Source organism: Limnohabitans sp. G3-2 (assembly GCF_002778275.1).
Classification (GTDB): domain Bacteria; phylum Pseudomonadota; class Gammaproteobacteria; order Burkholderiales; family Burkholderiaceae_C; genus Limnohabitans_A.
Genome location: NZ_NESG01000005.1, coordinates 266775 through 286297, shown reverse-complemented (window position 1 = coordinate 286297; position 19523 = coordinate 266775). Strand labels below are relative to the sequence as shown.

General features: G+C 60.8%; 18 protein-coding genes. 13 read left to right on the top strand and 5 right to left on the bottom strand.

Features of this window, described 5'->3' with window-relative positions; all coding sequences use genetic code 11:
- Positions 1-207 precede the first annotated feature (207 nt).
- Positions 208-2196, bottom strand: a complete 1989-nt coding sequence (locus B9Z31_RS09930; protein WP_100119399.1) for a lytic transglycosylase domain-containing protein — start codon at positions 2194-2196, stop codon at positions 208-210.
- Positions 2197-2205: 9 nt separating this feature from the next.
- Here B9Z31_RS09930 and B9Z31_RS09925 point away from each other — a divergent pair, with 9 nt between their 5' ends.
- The 6 genes from B9Z31_RS09925 to B9Z31_RS09900 all read left to right on the top strand — a co-directional run bounded on the left by B9Z31_RS09925 (position 2206) and on the right by B9Z31_RS09900 (position 6365).
- Positions 2206-2790 (top strand): 5-formyltetrahydrofolate cyclo-ligase, encoded by a 585-nt coding sequence (locus B9Z31_RS09925; RefSeq protein WP_100119398.1) that lies wholly within the window; start codon positions 2206-2208, stop codon positions 2788-2790.
- An 18-nt stretch (positions 2791-2808) separates the two neighbouring features.
- Positions 2809-3438: a TetR/AcrR family transcriptional regulator gene (locus B9Z31_RS09920; protein ID WP_100119397.1), complete on the top strand. Its 630-nt coding sequence runs from the start codon at positions 2809-2811 to the stop codon at positions 3436-3438.
- A gap of 566 nt (positions 3439-4004) precedes the next feature.
- Positions 4005-5042 (top strand): MBL fold metallo-hydrolase, encoded by a 1038-nt coding sequence (locus tag B9Z31_RS09915; RefSeq protein WP_100119396.1) that lies wholly within the window; start codon positions 4005-4007, stop codon positions 5040-5042.
- 49 nt (positions 5043-5091) lie between these two features.
- Complete coding sequence (locus B9Z31_RS09910) at positions 5092-5544, top strand: OsmC family protein (RefSeq protein ID WP_100119395.1); 453 nt, start codon at positions 5092-5094, stop codon at positions 5542-5544.
- An 18-nt stretch (positions 5545-5562) separates the two neighbouring features.
- Positions 5563-5865: a DNA polymerase III subunit beta gene (locus B9Z31_RS09905; protein ID WP_100119394.1), complete on the top strand. Its 303-nt coding sequence runs from the start codon at positions 5563-5565 to the stop codon at positions 5863-5865.
- Positions 5862-6365, top strand: coding sequence for a hypothetical protein (locus B9Z31_RS09900; RefSeq protein ID WP_100119393.1), 504 nt, complete (start codon positions 5862-5864; stop codon positions 6363-6365). Before B9Z31_RS09905 ends, B9Z31_RS09900 begins: the two co-directional genes overlap by 4 nt.
- A 37-nt stretch (positions 6366-6402) precedes the next feature.
- On the opposite strand, the gene coq7 is transcribed toward B9Z31_RS09900, so the two are convergent.
- Positions 6403-7029, bottom strand: a complete 627-nt coding sequence (gene coq7 / locus B9Z31_RS09895) for a 2-polyprenyl-3-methyl-6-methoxy-1,4-benzoquinone monooxygenase (RefSeq protein WP_100119392.1) — start codon at positions 7027-7029, stop codon at positions 6403-6405.
- A gap of 357 nt (positions 7030-7386) precedes the next feature.
- On the opposite strand from coq7, the gene B9Z31_RS09890 reads away from it, so the two are divergent.
- Positions 7387-8544, top strand: a complete 1158-nt coding sequence (locus tag B9Z31_RS09890; RefSeq protein ID WP_100119391.1) for a porin — start codon at positions 7387-7389, stop codon at positions 8542-8544.
- A 217-nt stretch (positions 8545-8761) separates the two neighbouring features.
- Entirely contained in the window at positions 8762-9790 is a 1029-nt protein-coding gene (locus tag B9Z31_RS09885) for a tripartite tricarboxylate transporter substrate binding protein (RefSeq protein WP_100119390.1), read from the top strand.
- Positions 9791-9830: 40 nt separating this feature from the next.
- Here B9Z31_RS09885 and glpK read toward each other — a convergent pair whose 3' ends face one another.
- Together glpK and B9Z31_RS09875 are read right to left on the bottom strand one after the other, a co-directional pair.
- On the bottom strand, positions 9831-11336 hold the full coding sequence (gene glpK / locus B9Z31_RS09880) for a glycerol kinase GlpK (protein WP_100119389.1): 1506 nt from the start codon (positions 11334-11336) through the stop codon (positions 9831-9833).
- Between the two features lie 3 nt (positions 11337-11339).
- Positions 11340-12140 (bottom strand): DeoR/GlpR family DNA-binding transcription regulator, encoded by an 801-nt coding sequence (locus tag B9Z31_RS09875; protein WP_100119487.1) that lies wholly within the window; start codon positions 12138-12140, stop codon positions 11340-11342.
- Between the two features lie 132 nt (positions 12141-12272).
- Between B9Z31_RS09875 and B9Z31_RS09870 the strand changes: the two genes are divergently transcribed.
- Together B9Z31_RS09870 and B9Z31_RS09865 are read left to right on the top strand one after the other, a co-directional pair.
- Positions 12273-13862 (top strand): glycerol-3-phosphate dehydrogenase/oxidase, encoded by a 1590-nt coding sequence (locus B9Z31_RS09870; RefSeq protein WP_100119388.1) that lies wholly within the window; start codon positions 12273-12275, stop codon positions 13860-13862.
- Between the two features lie 21 nt (positions 13863-13883).
- Positions 13884-15023 (top strand): Gfo/Idh/MocA family protein, encoded by a 1140-nt coding sequence (locus B9Z31_RS09865; RefSeq protein ID WP_100119486.1) that lies wholly within the window; start codon positions 13884-13886, stop codon positions 15021-15023.
- Between the two features lie 25 nt (positions 15024-15048).
- Here B9Z31_RS09865 and B9Z31_RS09860 read toward each other — a convergent pair whose 3' ends face one another.
- A complete protein-coding gene (locus tag B9Z31_RS09860) occupies positions 15049-15951 on the bottom strand; it encodes an alpha/beta hydrolase (RefSeq protein WP_158235676.1) in 903 nt (300 codons plus the stop codon).
- Between the two features lie 146 nt (positions 15952-16097).
- Here B9Z31_RS09860 and B9Z31_RS09855 point away from each other — a divergent pair, with 146 nt between their 5' ends.
- The 3 genes from B9Z31_RS09855 (at position 16098) to B9Z31_RS09845 (ending at position 19505) form a co-directional block, all read left to right on the top strand.
- Positions 16098-17369 (top strand): ABC transporter substrate-binding protein, encoded by a 1272-nt coding sequence (locus B9Z31_RS09855; protein WP_100119386.1) that lies wholly within the window; start codon positions 16098-16100, stop codon positions 17367-17369.
- 107 nt (positions 17370-17476) lie between these two features.
- Complete coding sequence (locus tag B9Z31_RS09850; RefSeq protein ID WP_100119385.1) at positions 17477-18454, top strand: carbohydrate ABC transporter permease; 978 nt, start codon at positions 17477-17479, stop codon at positions 18452-18454.
- A gap of 10 nt (positions 18455-18464) precedes the next feature.
- Positions 18465-19505 carry a carbohydrate ABC transporter permease gene (locus tag B9Z31_RS09845; RefSeq protein WP_233200884.1) on the top strand — a complete coding sequence of 347 codons (1041 nt, stop codon included), beginning with the start codon at positions 18465-18467 and terminating at the stop codon, positions 19503-19505.
- Positions 19506-19523 lie beyond the last annotated feature (18 nt).

Below are 19523 nucleotides of genomic sequence, written 5' to 3'. Positions count from 1 at the left end.
CACAAAGAGCAGGCCTTCCCCACCGAACCCCCCTGATGCGGCATGCCTGTAGGAGCGAGCCCCCGCTCGCGAAGGCCCCAAGCGCGCTGAAGCGGTATGTGTGTGGGAGCGAGCCCCTGCTCGCGAAGGCCCGAAGAGCGCTGAAGCGGTATGTGTGTGGGAGCGAGCCCCTGCTCGCGAAGGCAGGTTGGCCCTGATCTGCAGGCCTCAGGGCAAATCTTTGCTCACTTCGCTCAAGGGCGAGTTGCGCGGCCCAATCATCCCCAGCCGGGCTTTGAGCGATTGCGGCTGGCGCGTCAGGATGGCCGCGTAGTTGGTCGTGTTCGACAGCACTTTTTTCACGTAGTCACGCGTTTCCTGGAACGGGATGTTCTCGGCCCAAATGGCGGCTTCGAGCACCGGGCCGTTGCGCCAGTTGCGCGGACGGCTGGGGCCCGCGTTGTAGGCGGCAGTCGCCATGGGCATGGAGCCTTCAAAGTCGTCCAACACCAGTTTCAGATAACCCGTGCCAATGGCCACGTTCACTTCCCGGTCGGTGATCTGCTCCGGCGTGAAGCTGGTCAAGCCGATTTTTTTGGCGGTCCATTTGGCGGTGGCGGGCATGACCTGCATCAGGCCGGATGCACCCACGTGAGAGCGCGCGTCCATGATGAAGCGGCTTTCCTGCCGGATCAGGCCGTACACATAAGCCGGGTCGAGTTTGATCTCGCCCGCGCGGCGCACCACGATGTCGCGCAGCGGCATCGGGAAGCGCTGGTCAAAGTCGATCGCCTCTTTGGTCCGGTCACTGGTGTTGATGCAGCGGTCCCACACCTGGCGCTGGCAGGCCAAGTCGGCGGCGGCCAGCAGATCGCGGTCGTTCATGCCCCCTGGGGTGTGCAAATTGGTGCTGTAGTTCCACTCGCGGTTGCCTTCGGGGCGCAGGCCGATCTGGATCGCATAAAGGGCCCGCTGCAGTCCGGGGTTGGCCAGGGCCGCCGCTTTCTCCTGCGGGGTCAAAGCCATGGGGCGCTCGGGCACGGTGATGGGCTGGCCCAAATCCTCCAGTGCCAGTTGCTCGTAAAAACCCTTCACGCTGGCGATGCTGCGCAGCAAAGCCTGCGCCTCTTGCTTTTGCGCCGTGTCTTGCGCCGTGGCCGTCAAGGCGCGGGCGCGCCAATACACCCAGGCGGGGTCTTTTTGGGATTCTGGGCTCATGGCCTGGGTGGCGCTCAACACCTGTCGCCATTGGCCTTGGCGCAGCGCAGCGCGCACCTTCCAGCTCAGCAGGTCATCGTTCAGGTCACTGTCTTTTTGCACCTTGGCAAAGTGACTGGCGGCGTTGTCCTGCAGTTTCCAGGCGGCTTGTTTGCCAATCACAGCCCATGTCCAGTTGCGCTCTTCGGGGCTGAGCTGAACGGACCAGCGGCGACTGAGCAAATCGGCCGCTTCGTCCGGGTCCTTGGCCGCCAAACGGATCAGGGCCAACACCGCCAGCTCTTTGCGGCTCTTGGTGATGGCCAGGATGCGTTTGTCCAGGTATTTGCCCGGGTCGGCGTGGATGAGGGCCACCTGCTCTGACAAGCGGGGGGCTTCGATGTCGACCGCCGCTTGCGCCGCGCGAGGGCGGTTGGCGTCCATGGCGATGCGCGCCTTGCGCCACAGGTCCAGCCCGTTGATTTGTTTGCCCGAGTGCAAGTGGTCGGCCACGTAGGTGCAGCCGTCGTCGGCCTCGCGCAGGCTGTACCACAGGCGTTTGGTTTCATCGGCCACGTCGGCTTTGCTGTTCATGGCCTCGGTGGCCAGGGCGTAACAGCGCAATTCACGGTCGTCGCGCATGCGGTAGCGGGGGTATTCGGCGGTGAAGCCTGTCCAATCCCGGCGCTTGCCCATTTGCAGCAGCCAATCGTTGCGCAAGCGGTCTTCGTAGTAGCTGCCCGCGTAGCTGTTCAAAAAGCTGCGGATCTCCGATTCAGGGGCCGTGTCCAGCCGCGCGCGCATTTCCCAATAGGCCGCCAAGGGCTCCAGCACATGGCCCCTGGACTTGGGCAGCAGGGCAGACAGGCGGGTTTTGTCGTTCTTTTTGAAGGCCTGGCTCATGTCCAGGATGACCTCATCCCCCTTGTTGGGGGCTGGAACTTGGGCGTTTGCCAAAGGGCTGCACAAGCCTGTCGTGGCGATGGCACAAAGCAGTGTCAGAATCGGATGGAATTTCATGGGTCGATTATGGACAAAGCTGACGTTAAAAGAGCCTTGCGAAAAGCCTTGGTGGCAGAAAGGTTGAACCTGCCAGACCGTTTGGAGCGGGCCGAAGCCTTGCAGCGCATCCTGCGCATCTGGCTGTTTGACCGCCCGGACACGGTGATCGGCGCTTATTGGCCCATCAAGGGCGAGTTTGACCCTTTGCCCGTGTTGCACCGCTGGAAAGAGGACGGGGAGCTGCATGGTGCACCCCAGCGCCGCCAAATTGGCTTGCCCGTGGTCAACAAGCTCCACAAAACCCTGACTTTCCACACCTGGTACCCCGGTTGTGCGATGGAGGAAGACGCCTACGGCATCCCCAAACCCAAAGACACCGAAGTCATTGTGCCCACCTTGCTGTTTGTGCCCTGCGTGGGCTACGGCACAGGCGGCTACCGGCTGGGCTACGGCGGCGGCTTTTACGACCGCACCCTGGCCACCTTGCAGCCCAAGCCATTCACCGTGGGCTTGGGCTTTACCCAAGGCTTTGTGGACGATCTGGAGCCCGAAGCCCACGACGAGCCGCTCGACGCTATCTTGAACGACAACGGGGTGGTGTGGCCGGTTTGAGGCCGCCCTTCGCACACCATGGCCCGACCCAAATCAGCCACCCACGACATCAAGCGCGACGCGATCCTCGACATCGCGGCGCAATGCTTTGCCCAGCGCAGCTACCCAGCGGCGAGCATGAACGAAATTGCGGCAGCCTGCGGCACCTCCAAGGCGCGGCTGTACCACTACTACGAGAGCAAAGAAGCCATTTTGTTCGACCTGCTGGACCGCCACACCCAGCGCTTGCTGGCGGTGATCGCGCAAACCGAAGCAACGGCCCAGCGCAAAGACCTGAACGAACGCGCCACCCTGCATGAGCTGGTGCGGGCGTTTTTGCAAGAGTACGAAACCTCGGCCACACGCCACGCGGCGCTGCTCAACGACACACAGTTTTTGAGCGATGCCGCCGATGCCTCCTTGCCCCACGCGGGTGTGTCGCCGCGCGAGCTGATCCTGAACCGCCAGCGTGACATCGTCGCGGCCATGACCCGATTCATGAAGCGGGCCTATCCCGAGCGCCTGACCCCCACCAACCAGACCGCGCTGACCATGATGCTGCTGGGCATGATCAACTGGACCTTCACCTGGCTGCGCCCGGGCGGTCCGATCAGCTACGCGGCTTTTGCCGACGAGGTGATTGGCATGCTGGAAAAGGGCCTGGGTTGAGTGGGATGCCCACAAAACCCGAGCGAATGCCGTATCCCGTAGGAGCGAGCCCCTGCTCGCGAAAGTGGGCCCAGGCTGAGCAGACATTCGGCCGCAGGGGCGGCCTCCCACAAAGAGCGGGCCTTCCCTTTGAAAGCCAGCTGATGCGGCATCCCTGTAGGAGCGAGCCCCTGCTCGCGAATGTGGGCCAAGGCTGAGCAGACATTCGGCCGCAGGGGCGGCCTCCCACGAAGAGCGGGTCTTCCCCAAGAAATCCAGCTGATGCGGCATCCCTGTAGGAGCGAGCCCCTGCTCGCGAATGTGGGCCCAGGCTGAGCAGACATTCGGCCGCAGGGGCGGCCTCCCACACAGAGCGGGTTTTCCCCAAGAAAGCCAGCTCAGGCGGTATTTGAGTAGGAGCGAGCCCCTGCTCGCGAATGTGGGCCAAGGCAGAGCAGACAATCGGTCACTGAGGGGGCCTCACACAGTGCAGAGTTGTGCCACAGCATCCACCTTTCAAATTTACCAATGCGTAACGCATTTCGTTTAAGTAAAATCGATCCCATTCATTGACCGGAGAAACTGCCATGTCCACCGCCCCCACCAAAGCCCCTGCCAAGGCCCCAACCAAGGCCCCAACCAAGGCATTTGCCAGCCAAGCCGATTTGACCGAAAAGAAGATCACATTCGAGCAACTGAGCCAGCACTGCTGGGCCTACACCGCCGAGGGCGACCCCAATTCGGGCGTGATCATCGGTGACCGTTTCATCATGGTCAGCGACGCCACAGCCACCCCTGCCATGGCGCAAGACCTGATCAAGAAGATCCGTACCGTCAGTGACCTGCCCATCAAATATGTGTTGCTGACCCACTACCACGCGGTGCGTGTGCTGGGCGCTTACGCCTACGCCGCCGAAGGCGCGACCGAGATCATCGCCAGCGAAGGCACGTTGGACCTGATCCAAGAGCGCGGCGCGCAAGACATGCAAAGCGAGATGGAGCGCTTCCCGCGCCTGTTCCGGGGTGCCGACAGCATCCCGGGCCTGACCTGGCCGACCATGGTGGTGGGCGGCGGCAAGCCCACACAAGGCGAAGTGCCCGGCAAGCTCAGCATCAACTTGGGCGGCGTGGTGGTGCAAATTTGGCACCCAGGCCCCGGCCACACCCGTGGCGACACCATCGCCTGGGTCGAGGAAGAAAAAGTGCTGTTCTCGGGCGATCTGGTCGAGTACGAAGCCGGGGTGTACACGGGCGACGCCCAACTCGAAGAGTGGCCGGCCACCCTGGAAGCCCTGCGCGCCCTGAAAGCCGAGTTCATCGTGCCCGGCCGCGGCGAGGCCATGAAGGGCAACGCCAATGTCAACAAGGCGCTCGACTACACCAAGCGCTGGGTCGAGACTCTCTACAAGGCCGGCAAGGAAGCCGTAGCAGGCAAGATGGACCTGAAAGCGGCCATGGCCCACACCCGCAAGAGCATGGACCCGGTGTTTGGCCATGTGTTCATTTATGAGCACTGCCTGCCGTTTGACGTGACGCGCGCGTATGACGAAGCCAGTGGCATCAAAAACCCCCGCATCTGGACCGCCGAGCGCGACATGGAGATGTGGAAAGCGCTGCAAAGCTGAGCGGCCCTGAAAAACACAGTCAACACGGACAAATTCTAGGAACCACGACATGGAATGCACAGTTTCTTGGACCGGCGCGGCCGGTACCCGCTCAGGCATGGGCTTTGTGGCCGAGACCGGTTCTGGGCACATGGTCGTCATGGATGGGGCACCAGACGCCGCGAAACCTGAAAACGGCGGCCAAAACTTGGCGCCACGCCCCATGGAAATGCTCTTGGCCGGTACAGGCGGCTGCACCGCCTACGACGTGGTGCTCATATTAAAGAGGGGCCGGCACGACGTGCGGGGCTGCAGCGTCAAGCTCAGCAGCGAACGCGCCGAGGTGGACCCCAAAGTTTTCACCAAGATCAACATGCACTTCACCGTCACCGCCAAAGGCGTGCCCGCCAGCGCGGTGGAGCGGGCCATTGCCATGAGCCATGACAAATATTGTTCGGCCAGCATCATGCTGGGCAAGAGCGCCGACATCACCACCAGTTTTGAGTTGGTGGAAGTGCACTGAATCCGCTATCCTCAAAGCATGAGAATTTCACTTCGCTCAAAAGCCATCATTCAGCAGGCCGTTGCGCTGCGCTGGGGCGATCGAGCGCAAGTGCGTTTGTTTGGCTCTCGCTTGGATGACTCGGCCAAGGGCGGAGACATCGACTTGCATGTGCAGGTTCAAGGTGAGGTCGATAACCCGGCTTGGGAAGCTTCTTTGCTGGCCGCTCAATTGCAACGACAGCTGGATGGCCGTAAAGTGGATGTCCGTTTATTGGGCGGGCACCAAAACCATTTGCCCATCGATGACGTCGCACTTTCAGAAGGCGCGTTGCTGACATGAGTTCAACAAGGCCGCCACTGAAAGACAAACTGTCCAAGGGCGACCGCGAGCGTTTGGCCAGTTTGCTCAGAACTGCCAAAGCCGAATTGATGCATTTGCAGCAAACAGATGCGAGGCTATTTCGTCAAGCCTTCAACCCGCAAGAGTTGGTCACGCATTTGCAAGACATTGACTTTTCAGAGCGTGTTGATGCGTTTGTTGCGCGTTTTGGTCGTCTGCAGGATCTCTTGGGCGATAAATTTTTGCCCGCTTGGCTCAAGGCCATGGAGGAGGGGGCGGGCGCTGCCCTCGAAAACCTAGACCGGGCAGAAAAACTGGGACTTCTGAGCAGCGCGGATGACTGGTTAGCCGTTCGCAAACTGCGCAATTTGATGGTTCATGAGTACATCGACCATCCAGCAACTTTGCACATGGCACTCTGTGCGGCGCACGCCCATGTTTCGATGTTGGCGCAAACCGTGGACAACTTCGAGCGCCGAACGCTTTCTTTATTGGGTTGATGGTTTGATCAGCTAAGAACTGGCCAGTGCTGGCCGTTCAAATCCGCTGCGCCACGGTGGTCATCACCTTGGCGGCCAGCTGCATCAGGGACTTGACGGGGTCTGGCAGCGCCACAGCCCCTGCCTTCATGGCCATCTGGGCGTGGGCGATTTCGTCGGCTTTCATTTGGGCCACGATGGCGCGAGAGGCGTTGTCTGCCGCAGGCAGCAAGTCCATGTGGCTTTGCAGGTGCGCTTCGACTTGGCGCTCGGTTTCCACCACAAACCCCAAGCTCACCTGATCGCCGCCCAGCTTGCCTGCGGCATAACCAATGGCAAACGCCCCTGCATACCAAAGCGGGTTGAGCAAAGAGGGGCGGCCCTTCAGTTCGTTCAGGCGTTGCTGCGTCCACGCCAAGTGGTCGGTCTCTTCTCGGCTGGCTTGGGCCAACTGCGCGCGCAATGCAGGGTTTTGACACGCCAGCGCCTGTCCTGTGTAGAGCGCTTGGGCGCACACCTCCCCCACATGGTTCACGCGCATCAGTGCGGCCGATTCACGTTGCTCGTCCGCCGTCAACGCCAACTCGGCCCTGGAGGCCTGCGGGGTCGGCCGACTGGCGCGCGGCTCGGCAAACAAAGTGCGCAAAGCGCTGTCGGCTGCCAAGATGAAAGCGTTGGTGGACATGCAAAACCTTTGGTGAGTGCCGAACTTTAATGGAGTCTTCTGGGTTTCTTGCGCCGCGCCAGCCCAAACACCCTGAAGCTCACAGCGCTGTATTCAAGCGATGCCTTCTGAAAATCCGCCAAATGCTTGAATTGATTGATAAAAATGGAAATGAAGGGTGGGAAAAGTCTCTGGTGCACCTGATTTGTTGCATTCGTGCAACGAAAAGACCTTTTATTCATGGAAGTTCTTTGAAAAGTGGTCTTGCTCTGGTGCAATAGCTCAACCTTCCGAATTTGGAGGTTGGCTAAGCGTTCAGATGGGTGTTTTTCACCTGGTGGATACGAAGCTCTTTTTTAATCTTTGGAGAAATTTGCAATGAAAAAAACTCTGATTGCTCTGGCTGCTATCGCTGCCACAGGCGCTGCTTTCGCTCAGTCCACCGTGACCATCTCTGGCGTTTTGGACGTGGGTATCAAAAACGTTAACCAAGTTAAGCCTGATACAGCCAAGATGTCCGTTGGCTCTGGCAACAACAACCGCGTTGCTTTCGGCGTGACCGAAGACCTGGGCGGCGGCTTGAAAGCCATGGCCAATGCACAAATGCGTTTTGACCCAACCACTGGCACACCAGAGGCTGCTGGCGCACGTCCCCTGTTCCAAGGCGAGACACGCGTGGGTTTGAGCGGCGGTTTCGGTACCGTGATGTTGGGCCGTGGCCTGACAGCACTGCAATTGGCTAACGGCGGCAACTCTGACCCATGGGGCGTGACCACCGTGGCTGGTAGCGTGTACGCTGCTGGTTTCGCGACCGACTACGCCGCTGGTGGCGAAGGCCGTATCGACCAAGGTATCTTTTACACAGCTCCCACCATCAACGGCTTGACATTGTCGTTGACCATGTCCCCACGTAAGGTTGCAACTGCTGCCGTTGCTGCTGCTCCTGCTGTTGCTGACGCCGGTGGCGTGCAAGGTACAAACGCAGTTTCAGCAGTTGCTGCTGGTTCTTCCAAGACTTCCCAGTCTGTCAACCTGACATACGCTGCTGGTCCTCTGGTGGTTGGTGTGGGTAACGAGCGCAACCGTGCCAACGACACCATCACGCAAGTCTACGGTAACTACGATCTGGGCGTTGCCAAGGTGTTCGCTTCTTCGGCCACCATCAAAGGCGGCACTGCTGAAGAGCAACGTTTGGGCGGCACTTTCGCAGCTGCATCTTCTGCTGTGAACACTGGTGGCACTACCAAGCAAGTTGCTGCTGGCGGCAAGATCAAGAACTGGACCGTGGGTGCTACAGCGCCTATGGGCGCCGCCACTCTGCGCGTGGGTTACAGCGTGTGGAACGGCAACGGTGCTGCTGGTCAACAAGACGACAACAAGTTTGGTATGGGCGTGAAGTACGACCTGAGCAAGCGCACATTCGTTTACACAGACGTGGCCAGCCAGACTCGTAAGAACAACAGCTACAACGCTGACAACAGCAAGAGCAACACCAAAGTCACATCGTTCGACCTGGGCGTTGCTCACTCCTTCTAATTTGACGCTGGCGCAAGCCAGCTGAGAGTTAAAAGCACAAAACCCCGCCATGGCAACATGGCGGGGTTTTTTTGTGGTGGTGTGCCCGCCCTTTTTCCAAATTGCCAGCCGTTCCCGGTTTTTTAATGAAAATGGACCGTTTGTCTGGGACTGGCGACCCAAGTCATTCGTTTGACATGGGGTGCCGTCAAAATGCTGCCATTTGCCGAGGTGATGAATGAACCCTGTACCCCCTCTGAGCCGTCCTGAAAAGTTTCCACCTGCCTTATGGCCTTCGCGTCGCCGCGTGTTGCTGTCAGGCGCGGCAGGCGCCGTGTGGGTGGCGACGGGCGCACGCGCTGCCCTTTACCCTGAAAAGCCCGTCAAAATCATCGTGCCTTTTGCACCGGGTGCCGGAACCGATGCCATGGGGCGCTTGTTGGCGCAAAAATTGGGTGAGCTGCTCAACGTTTCGGTCGTGGTGGACAACAAAACTGGGGCTTCGGGGGCCATTGGCGCCCAATTTGTGGCCCAAAGCCCGCCCGATGGCTACACCTTGTTGTTGGTGGCCGCCCCTTACACCACCGTGCCGGCCGTTTTGCCCACGGCTGGCTACGACCCCATGAGCAGTTTCACCAACATCGGCATGGTGGCGCAGGGCCCCTTGATGTGGGCTTGCCACAAAGACTTGCCGGTCAACAATTTGGCCGAATTGGTGGCGTACGCCAAAACCCGGCCGGGTCAGCTCAATTACGGTTCGGCCGGTGCAGGGGGCATCAACCACTTGGTGCTGGAGCAACTCAAGGCGCAGCAGGGGGTGTCGATTGTGCACATCCCTTATCGGGGCATCGCGCCGGCCACGGTGGACATGGTGGGCGGGCAAATCCATGTGCTGACCGGCACCATTCCGGCCTTGGCCCCCTTGGTTCGCGATGGGCGCATCAAAGCCTTGGCGGTCACCACCGGTCAGCGCCACCCCATGTTTCCCCAAGTGCCGGGACTGGCCGAGCAAAATTTGGCCGATTTGACGGCCTTGAACTATTTTGGTTTGGTGGCCCCCAAAGGTACCCCCAGCGATGTGGTGGAGCGCCTGAACCAGGCCTTGGTCAAAGTGACCGCCATGCCCGATGTGCAGGCCCGCTTGAAAAACGATGCGTTGGAAGCCGCGCCCGCAGGCGTGGCTTACATGGACAAATTCATCCGCAGTGACCTGAGCGCTTGGCAAAAAGTGGTCCGACAGCAGGGCATCAAGATCGACCAACTTTGAGCCTGGGGCCATCGCTGGCGGGCGCCAGGCTCAACAGGGTTCAACTGCGCTGAACCGCTGCATCCCATTCGGCCAGTTTGGCCTGCGCTTGGTCGCGGCTCCATTGGGGTTCAAAGACCCGCTCGGTGGCCAGGCGTTCACGCAGTTCGCCCGCGTGTTTGAACACCCCTTGTTGCAGCCCTGCCAACACCGCCGCGCCTAAGGCGGTGGTCTCGGTGGTTTGGGGACGGATGACGGGCAAGCCCATCAGGTCGGCTTGCAGTTGCATGAGCAGGTTGTTCGCGCAGGCCCCACCGTCCACACGCAGGGCGGCGACTTGCAAATGGGGCAAATGCCGGGCGTCTTTTTGCATGGCCTGCAGCAGCACCGTGCTTTGCAGGGCGATGCTCTCGAGGGCGGCGCGGGCAATGTGCGCCACGGTGCTGCCCCGCGTCAGCCCTTGGATGCTGCCGCGGGCATGGGGCAACCAATAGGGCGCGCCCAAGCCGGCAAATGCGGGCACCAGCACCACGCCGTCGCTGCTCTGCACACGGGCTGCCAGGGCTTCGACCTCGCTGCTGTGGGCAATCGCTTGGAGGCCGTCGCGCAGCCACTGCACCACCGCACCCCCGATGAACACGCTGCCTTCCAGGGCATAGTCGATGGGCGCTTGGCTTTGCAATTGCGCAGCGCATGTGGTGATCAGCCCGCTGTCGCTTTGCAGCGCCACCGAGCCGGTGTGCATGAGCATGAAGCAGCCCGTGCCGTAGGTGTTCTTCACATCGCCGGCGCGCAGCCCGGCCTGGCCCAGCAGGGCCGACTGCTGGTCACCCGCCACGCCACTAATCACGGGGCCGGGGCCTTCGCCCAGCAAGCCGTTTTGCACCCGACCAAATTCTGAGACGGAGGCTTGCACCTGCGGCAAGACGGCACGCGGGATGTCGAACAAGGCCAACAAATCGTCGTCCCACTGCCCGGTGTGGATGTTGAACAGCAGCGTGCGGCTGGCGTTGCTGATGTCGGTGCTGTGACTTTGGCCGCCCGTGAGTTGCCAGATCAACCAGCTGTCCACCGTGCCAAAGGCCAGCTCGCCGGCCTCGGCTTGCGCGCGTGCGCCAGGAATGTGGTCGAGCAGCCAGCGCAGTTTGGTGGCCGAAAAATAAGGGTCCAAACGCAAGCCGGTGCGTTCTTGGACGCGCTGCTCTGCGCCCTGGTCGCGCCACGCTTGGCACATGGCTTCGGTGCGGCGGTCTTGCCAAACGATGGCGTTGTGCAGCGGCAGCCCGGTGCGGCGGCTCCAGAGCAGCGTGGTTTCGCGCTGGTTGGTGATGCCCACGCCGCGGATGTCCGAGGGTTTGAGGCCGCACTGCGCCAACACCTGTTGCGCCGTGTCGCGTTGGCTGTGCCAGATGGCCATGGGGTCGTGCTCGACCCAGCCGGGCTGTGGAAAGATTTGCGCAAACTCTTGCTGCGCGGTGCCGACGATGCGGCCGCGGTCGTCAAAGACGATGGCTCGGGAGCTGGAAGTCCCTTGGTCGAGTGCCAGCAAATAAGTGGGGTGTGTCATGGTTCAAGTGTCTGAGGGGGTGCCAGGCGCGGCGTCTTTGGCGGGGGCCAGGACACAGCGGACAGATTGGTCGCGCAGCAGTTGTTCAAAGTCGGGCGACAGGGGGGCGTCGGTGAACAGGGTGTGCAAGGCTTTCAAGGGGGCCATCTCGATCATGGCCGCGCGGCCAAATTTGCTGTGGTCTGCCACCAACCAGACTTGCCGCGACTGCTCGACAATGGCGCGGGCCACCATGACTTCGCGCATGTCAAAGTCTCTGAGCGTGCCGTCCGCGTCGATCCCGCTGATGCCGATGAGGCCAATGTCGACCTTGAATTGGCGGATGAACGACAGCGCCGCCTCTCCCACCACACCCAAGTCTTCGTGGCGCACTGTGCCGCCTGCCATGAGGACTTCGCATTGGGGGTTGGCGGTCAAGGTCTGGGCCACATGCAAATTGTTGGTGATCACGCGCAGGTCGGCGTGGTGCAGCAATTCGCTGGCCACCGCTTCCACCGTGGTGCCAATGTTCATGAACAGACTCGCCCCGGGGGGGATGGCGGCGGCCACGGTGCGTGCAATGCGCTGTTTGGCCAGGGCATGGGTGCGTTGGCGTTGGGCATAGGTGGTGTTGCGTGCGCTGCTGTCGATGGCGCGAACCCCGCCATGAAAGCGCTCGAGCGCGCCGGTTTCCGTCAAGCGCTGGATGTCGCGGCGGATGGTCTGCAGCGTGGTCTCGAATTGGGCGGCCAAGGCCTCGGTTTTGAGGCTGCCGCGTTCACGCACGTGCTGCAGCATGGCCTGTTGTCTTGGATTGAGTGCCATGGTCATGGCGCTGGTTGTACCGCTTTTTCCAGGGATGGCCATCAGGGATAACGATCATATGTGATCATCTGGACCCCCTGTATAAACACATAAAAGAAAATAAACGAAAAAAAAGAAACATTTTCGCGCCCCATGAGCCCTCGACTTTCGCTTTCAGACTGGACCCTAGAACCTTGCGATGTGCTGGTGGTCGGTGGCGGTGCCACCGGATTGGGTGTGGCTGTTCAGGCCGCCTTGGAGGGGCGCCAAGTGGCGCTGGTCGAGGCGCGTGATTTTGCGAGCGGCACATCGTCGCGTTCAACCAAATTGCTGCATGGCGGCGTCCGTTATCTGGCGCAAGGGCGTTTCAAGTTGGTGCGTGAGGCGCTGCGAGAGCGGGCGATTGTGCTGGGCCTGGCACCGCATTTGGCGCAGCCTTTGCCGTTTGTGGTGCACGAGCGAAGCTGGTGGTCGTGGGCACTGACCACGGCAGGCCTCAAACTCTACCAATGGCTGGCGGGTCGCTTGAGCCTCGGGGCCACAGAGATGCTCCATGGGGCTGAGCTGAGCGCCTCGGTCCCTGTGCTGCCCGGCACCGTGGCTGCAGTGCGCTATTGGGATGGTCAGTTTGAGGATGCGCGCTTGGCCCTGGCTTTGGCCCAAACCGCACAAGCCGGTGGTGCGCGGGTGCGCAACCATGTGCGGGTGGTGGGCATGGTGCGGCATGGCGATGGCTGGCAAGTGCAGTTGCAAGACGGCCTGAGTGGCCAAACCGCCACGCTCCAAGCCGCCTGCGTGGTGAACGCGACCGGGGTCTGGGTCGATGCGCTGCGGCAGCTGGCCTTGCCGGCTGCAAGCCCAGCGCAGGCCATGCCGGCTTTGGTCAAGCCGAGCCAGGGCGTGCACTGGGTGGTGGACCGTGCGCTGCTGCCTTTGAAAGAAGCCGTGTTGGTGCCGCGCACTTCGGATGGCCGAGTCCTCTTTGCCGTGCCCTGGTTGGGGGCCACGGTGATTGGCACCACCGACACGCCGAGGGACGATGCGCCGCTCGAGCCGCGTCCCATGGCCGAAGAGTTGGCCTTTTTGTTGCAAGAAACGCAGCAGGCTTTGGGCGTGTGCTTGCGGGCCCAAGACATCCAAAGCGTGTGGGTCGGTTTGCGCCCCTTGGTGGGCGGTGGTTCGGCCGCTGCGGGTGGAACTGCGCGCCTGTCACGCGAACATTTGATCACGCGTGAGGCGCCCGGTTTCGTCACCGTGACCGGCGGCAAATGGACCACTTACCGCAGCATGGCGCTGGAGGTGATGGACGAATTGGTGCGTCAGGGTGATGTGTCTGCGCCGCTGCGCAATGCCCGCACCGCGCAGCACACCTTGTTTGGTGCGCCCCCGCCCGGCACCCCGGCGGTGAGTTTGAGGGATGGCCCGGGCTTGCACCTGTTGGGCACGCAAGCCGGCCAAGTGGCCAATGCCCCGGGCTCCGAAGAGCTGTTGGGGCTGGGCTTGACGGCTGCGGTGGTGCGTTACGCTGCGCGTTCAGAATGGGCCGTCACCGTCGAAGACATGTTGGCACGGCGCTGGCGTGTTTTGTTTTTGGATGCCCGCCTGGCCGCCCGCATGGCCCCGCGCGTGGCCGAGTTGTTGGAACAAGAGACGGGCATCGACCCGGCATTGCCCGCATTTTTGGCCTTGTGCCAGCAGTACCAGTTGAGCCCGTCAGATTTGGCGGACACATGCACCCCATGAAGGTTTGAAGGAGCGATGGTTGTGAACACCCCCACCCTGTCTGAAGTACGTTACGGCATCATTGGCTGCGGCATGATGGGCCAAGAGCACTTGCGCAACATTGCTTTGTTGCCCGGCGCTTCGGTGACACGTATTTTTGAGCCCGACGACGCCATGGCGGCGGCCAGTTTGGGCATGAGCCCTGGCAGCCAACGTGCATTCAGTTTGGCGGAGGTGGTGACATCCCCCGATGTGGATTGCTTGCTGGTGGCCAGCCCCAATTTCAGGCACGCCGAACAATTGGCCGACATCGCGGCTTTGCGACCCTTGCCTGTGTTGCTGGAAAAGCCCGCTTGCACCTCGCTCGAATCTTTGCGCGACTTGGCCTTGTTGCGCCAGGCTTACCCGGCGCCGATTTGGGTGGCGATGGAGTACCGCTACATGCCCCCCGTGGCTCGCTTGACCGAAGAGGCGCACAGCCAGACCCACACCGGACCGTTGTCGATGTTGTCCATACGCGAACACCGTTTCCCATTTTTGGTCAAGGTGGGCGACTGGAACCGATTCAACCGCTACACCGGCGGGACGCTGGTCGAAAAATGCTGCCATTTCTTTGACCTGATGCGCCATGTCTTGCGCAGTGAACCTGTGCGGGTTTACGCATCCGCCTCGGTGGCGCACAACCATTTGGACGAGCGCTATGCGGACGGTGTGCCCGATATTCTGGACAACGCCTACGTGATCGTGGACTTTGCCAATGGCCAGCGGGCCCTGCTGGAGTTGTGCATGTTTGCCGAGGGCGCGCGTTACCAAGAAGAGATTTCATTGGTCGGTTCGCGCGGCAAAGCCGAATGTTTTGTGCCTGGGCCGGGCCGTTTTTGGCCTGCCCATTTGGGCGCAGCGCCGGTGCCCAAGGTGGTCATCAGTCCCCGCGAGCCCAAAGGTCCTCGTGAGTTGGATGTGCCGGTCGACCCCGTGGCTTTGGCCGCCGGAGACCACAACGGCTCCACGCTGTACCAGCACCAACGCTTCAATGCGGTGGTGCGCGGGCAAGGCCAGGTTGAGGTGAGTTTGCGCGATGGCCTGGCGGCTGTGCTGATGGGCTTGGCCGCTCAAGAGTCTGCGCGCACGGGGCAGGCGATTGATTTGACCCAGGGCGCTTACGCCCTGAGCCAGATTTAAGGCATGGACGGCGGTGTCGCGAACATCACCCCAACACCTCGCGCACGAATTGCGCAGCCCTTTGCCAATCGGCCAGGGTCATGGCGTGGCCGCCTGTGCGCTCGTGCCATTGCAGGCGGCGCGAGCGCTGGGGGTCTTGCGCGGTGCCCTGCCAGTGGGGGCGAAGCAGATCGGCCATGCGCCGGGTGCCCGCCGGATTGGCCCACAGGTCGTCGCGCGCTTGCAGCAGGCACAAGCCCCTGGGCGCGATCTGGCTCAGCATCAGCCGAGGCAAGTCCATCGCCACAATGCGTTCGCGCTCGGCCGCATCTTGCATGGCAGCGCCCAACCAGTGGGGGAATTGCTGGGCCAATTGCGCAAGGCTCTCCGCACCTGGCGCTTGGGTGGACAAAGAGGCGGCGCCACCGGTGCCGCTGTTGTGAGCGATGACGGCGGCAATGCGCGGGTCCAAGGCTGTGGCCAGCAAGGCCGCTTTGCCGCCCCGCGAGTGCCCGATGGTCGCCACACCCGAGAGGCGGTCATGGGCCATTTTTTCCAAGGCATCCACGCAGCATTGAATGCCCCATGCCCAGACCGCCAAACTGCCGCTCTTGCTTGGCCGGCATTGTTCGTAAAAAGGGCCTTCGCATTGCCCTGTGTCGTTGTCAAATGCGAGCTCGGTGCGGTCGAACCAGGCCAGTGCGACCCCTTGCCGCAGAGCGGTCGACGCGGCATCGTGGCCCACCACATGCGGCCAGCAGCCATCGGGGCTGAGCAAAACCGGGCAGCGTGCCTTTTGCCGTGGCCAAAACACCGTCATGCGCCACTGAACCCCAGCGGGCGCGCCTGCGCCGACGCGCCAAACCTCCAGCACCCGGTCCGTTTGCACGAGTTGGTGCGCCAGCTGTGCATGTACCGGGGCGGTGCGGGCCACCATGTGTCCAAACAAGGCTTCGAGGGCTGCGAGGTACGTCGCCGTATCCGGCACAGATGCCGCGGGGTCAGGGCTTAATTCATTCAGCATTCGTGTAAACGATAAGCGTGTTTCGTCTTCTTTCAACTATATTCATTTCACCACTAAACGAGGAGTCCACCATGAAATCTGTATTCATCCGCCCCCTGGCTTTGGCCGCTGGTTTGTCCGCCTTGGCGGGTATGGCCCACGCCGGAGAAATTCGCGTCATGTGCTACCAAGACGGCGTGGAGTGCGAGGTCACCGCCGATCTGGCCAAACGCTTTGAAGCCCAGAACCCCGGCACCAAAGTCATCGTTGACACGGTGCCCTACAAGTCCATCGTGGAGCAGCTGCCGGTTCAGTTGGCGGCAGGGCAAGGACCGGACATTGCCCGGGTGACCGATCTGGGTGGTTTGTCCAAGTACTACATGGACATTTCTGCACACCTGAAAAACCGCAAATACTGGGACGACAACTTTGGTGCAACCGCTGGCTGGCTGCGCCCCAGCGCCACCGACAAAGGCATTTACGGTTTCATGTCGCAACTGACCATGACCGGCCCGTTTGTGAACAAAACCCTGTTTGAGCAAGCCAAAGTGCCGATGCCAGGCGCCAAAGCCACTTGGGACGACTGGATGGAGGCCAGCCGCAAGGTGGCCAAGGCCACACAAATCAAAGCCGCTGCCGCGTGGGACCGTTCTGGCCACCGTTTTGCAGGCCCAGCCATCAGCTACGGCGCCAAAATCTTTGATGCGCAGGGCAACCCGGTCATCGATGCGGGCTATAAAAACGCAGTCAATAAATTTGTGGGATGGCACAAAGACGGCGGCATGATGCGCGAAGTGTGGGCCGGCTCGGGCGGCTCAACGTACGCCTCTTCGATCGACGAATTCATCAACGGCAATGTGGCCATGGTGTTGGCCGGCAGCTGGCAAATTGGCAACCTGCAAAACAAAGTGGGCACCAATTTTGACTGGGTCGCGGTGCCCAACCCTTGCGGCCCTGCCGCTTGTTCAGGCATCCCCGGTGGTGCGGCTTGGGTGGCATTGAAAACCAGCAAATCGCCCAAGGAAGTGGGTGCCTTCATGGACTTCATGGCTTCTGAAGCCGCTTATGCCGAGTTCAGCGCCCGCACCAACAACATTCCAGCACACGCTGGATTGGCCAAAAAAGGCGTGGACTACGCCAGCGCCAAGCCTGCAGCCAAAGCGGCTTTGGGCGTGTTCAGCGCCGGTGTGGCGCAGCTCGCACCTGTGGCCTACCAATTCCAAGGCTACAAGTTCAACCGCGCCATCATGCTCCCCACGGTCAGCCGCGTGACGCAAGCCATTGTGGGTGAGATGAGCACGGACGAGGCAGTCAACAAGATCACCGCGGACATGCAAGACGCGGTCAAGCAAGCCCAAAAGTAATCCAGGGCCGCGCTTGGTCAACGCAGGTGTGGGCATTCCAATGCCCACACCGCTTTTTTTATGGTTGTGCAGATCGCCCCAGTTTGAGAGCGGGGTGAGGGTTGTTCATGAGATTTCTCGCCTTCTTTTTCAATCTGCTGGAGCCTGTTTTCCGATTCGGACAGCAGCGCCTGGGCCTGCAACGCTTGGGGTGGATGTTCGTTGCCCCCAATTTGATGGTGTTTGGTCTGTTTTGTTTCTTGCCGATTCTGATCAACCTGGTTTATGCCGTGACCGGTGGCGTGAACTTGATGCCTTTGAGTCGGCCCTTCACCGGGGCCGAGAACTTCCAAATCTTGTTTGAGTGCGGCAGCTACCTGGACTTGTCCACTTGCCGCAAGGATGTTTTTTGGCGGGCCATTTTCAACACCCTGAAGTTCAGCGTCATTCAGGTGGGCTTGATGGTGTTGCTGGCGCTGGTGACAGCGCTCGTGCTCAACCGCAAGATCTTGGGGCGTGGGTTTTGGCGCGGGGTGTTTTTCTACCCGGTCTTGTTGTCACCCGTGGTGGTGGCCTTGATCTGGAAGTGGTTGCTGCAAAGCCAAGGCGCGTTCAACGCGGGTTTGGTGGCGCTCGAGATGCCGCCTGTGCAGTGGCTGACCGAGTCGGGCTGGGCTTTTTTCTGGACCGTTTTTGTGTCCATCTGGGCGCACATGGGTTTTTACACCTTGATTTTGCTGGCTGGTCTGCAGGCGATTCCGAAAGATTTGTACGAGGCCGCCGAGATGGACCGCGCCAGTCCCTGGCGCACCTTGAGCCGCATCACACTGCCCTTGCTGATGCCCAACCTGATCGTGGTGCTGGTGCTGGCCGCCATCCGCGCGGTGCAGGTGTTCGATGAGGTGTTTGTCTTGACCGGTGGGGGGCCGGGTTCGGCCACCACCTTCATTGTCCAGTTCATCTACCAGACCGGGTTCGCAGAGCAAATCCATTTGTACGGTTTGGCCGCCGCCGCCTCCCTGGCGCTCGCTTTTTTCTTGATTGTGTTGACTTTGGCGCAGTTGAGTCTGACCCGAGCCAGCGAAGCTGGCCAGAAAGGGCGCTGAAATGGCTTGGATGAATTTTTTCTTGCGCACCCGCGGCCGCCAGCGGCTGGACTGGACCGATGTGCTCAGCTATGCCTACTTGGTGGTGGGCTTGTTCACCATGTTTGCACCTGTGGTGTGGCTGGTCATGTCGTCTTTCAAGACCGAGGCGGCAATTGGGCAATTCCCACCGACGTTCATGCCCTACGCACAAAAAACCGTGGTGGTGGCCGGGCATGACAAACCTTTGCCCCTGTTCACGGTGACCCTGGACGATGGTCGCAAACGCGAAATGGCGCAGGTGGGGCGCATCGGCATCATGGCCAACATGGTCGATCCCGCATCGCCTGAGGAGCGTGTGCAGATCAATATCCGTCAGCGTGAACCGGTCAATACCTTGAAGTTTGCCTGGAGCAACTACACCGAATTGTTTGGCAAGTTCACCTTTGGCACCTACCTTTGGAACAGTGTGTTCATCACGGTGGTGGCCACGGTGCTGACTTTGCTCTTCAACTCCATGGCTGCGTTTGCCTTGTCCAAATACCGGTTTCGCGGGCAAAAAGGGGTGTTCTTCCTCATCATTGCCACGCTGATGATTCCGCCCACCATCATCTTGGTGCCGGTGTTTCTGGTGATCAACCAGGTGGGCTTGCTCAACAGTTTGTGGGGGGTGATTTTGCCGGCCGTGGCCACGCCCACCGGGGTGTTTTTGCTGCGGCAATACATGCTGACCATTCCGGACGAGCTGATCGAAGCGGCCCGCATGGACCATGCCAGCGAGTGGCGCATTTATTGGCGCATTGTGTTGCCCTTGTCTGCGCCCGCTTTGGCGGTGTTGGCCATTTTCTCGGTCATGTGGCGCTGGAACGATTTCTTGTTGCCCTTGATTGTGTTGTCGAAGAACGAGTTCTTCACTTTGCAGCTGGCCCTCAACTCTTTCCAAGGCGAGCTCAACACCCAGTGGCACTACCTGCTGGCCATGACGGTCATCACCTTGTTGCCCGTCACCTTGGTGTTTGCATTTCTTCAGCGTTACATCACCACCGGCATCGCGGGTGCCGGGGTGAAGTGAACGGTTTGTTTTTATATT

What these genes read in the sequence shown, in the direction of transcription:
- B9Z31_RS09875 (WP_100119487.1), bottom strand. Translation starts at nt 12,140, where the DNA reads ATGGCACTCAATCCAAGACAACAGGCCATGCTGCAGCACGTGCGTGAA.
- B9Z31_RS09925 (WP_100119398.1), top strand. Translation starts at nt 2,206, where the DNA reads ATGGACAAAGCTGACGTTAAAAGAGCCTTGCGAAAAGCCTTGGTGGCA.
- B9Z31_RS09855 (WP_100119386.1), top strand. Translation starts at nt 16,098, where the DNA reads ATGAAATCTGTATTCATCCGCCCCCTGGCTTTGGCCGCTGGTTTGTCC.
- glpK (WP_100119389.1), bottom strand. Translation starts at nt 11,336, where the DNA reads ATGACACACCCCACTTATTTGCTGGCACTCGACCAAGGGACTTCCAGC.
- B9Z31_RS09915 (WP_100119396.1), top strand. Translation starts at nt 4,005, where the DNA reads ATGTCCACCGCCCCCACCAAAGCCCCTGCCAAGGCCCCAACCAAGGCC.
- B9Z31_RS09845 (WP_233200884.1), top strand. Translation starts at nt 18,465, where the DNA reads ATGAATTTTTTCTTGCGCACCCGCGGCCGCCAGCGGCTGGACTGGACC.
- B9Z31_RS09900 (WP_100119393.1), top strand. Translation starts at nt 5,862, where the DNA reads ATGAGTTCAACAAGGCCGCCACTGAAAGACAAACTGTCCAAGGGCGAC.
- coq7 (WP_100119392.1), bottom strand. Translation starts at nt 7,029, where the DNA reads ATGTCCACCAACGCTTTCATCTTGGCAGCCGACAGCGCTTTGCGCACT.
- B9Z31_RS09920 (WP_100119397.1), top strand. Translation starts at nt 2,809, where the DNA reads ATGGCCCGACCCAAATCAGCCACCCACGACATCAAGCGCGACGCGATC.
- B9Z31_RS09930 (WP_100119399.1), bottom strand. Translation starts at nt 2,196, where the DNA reads ATGAAATTCCATCCGATTCTGACACTGCTTTGTGCCATCGCCACGACA.
- B9Z31_RS09885 (WP_100119390.1), top strand. Translation starts at nt 8,762, where the DNA reads ATGAACCCTGTACCCCCTCTGAGCCGTCCTGAAAAGTTTCCACCTGCC.
- B9Z31_RS09910 (WP_100119395.1), top strand. Translation starts at nt 5,092, where the DNA reads ATGGAATGCACAGTTTCTTGGACCGGCGCGGCCGGTACCCGCTCAGGC.
- B9Z31_RS09850 (WP_100119385.1), top strand. Translation starts at nt 17,477, where the DNA reads ATGAGATTTCTCGCCTTCTTTTTCAATCTGCTGGAGCCTGTTTTCCGA.
- B9Z31_RS09905 (WP_100119394.1), top strand. Translation starts at nt 5,563, where the DNA reads ATGAGAATTTCACTTCGCTCAAAAGCCATCATTCAGCAGGCCGTTGCG.
- B9Z31_RS09870 (WP_100119388.1), top strand. Translation starts at nt 12,273, where the DNA reads ATGAGCCCTCGACTTTCGCTTTCAGACTGGACCCTAGAACCTTGCGAT.
- B9Z31_RS09890 (WP_100119391.1), top strand. Translation starts at nt 7,387, where the DNA reads ATGAAAAAAACTCTGATTGCTCTGGCTGCTATCGCTGCCACAGGCGCT.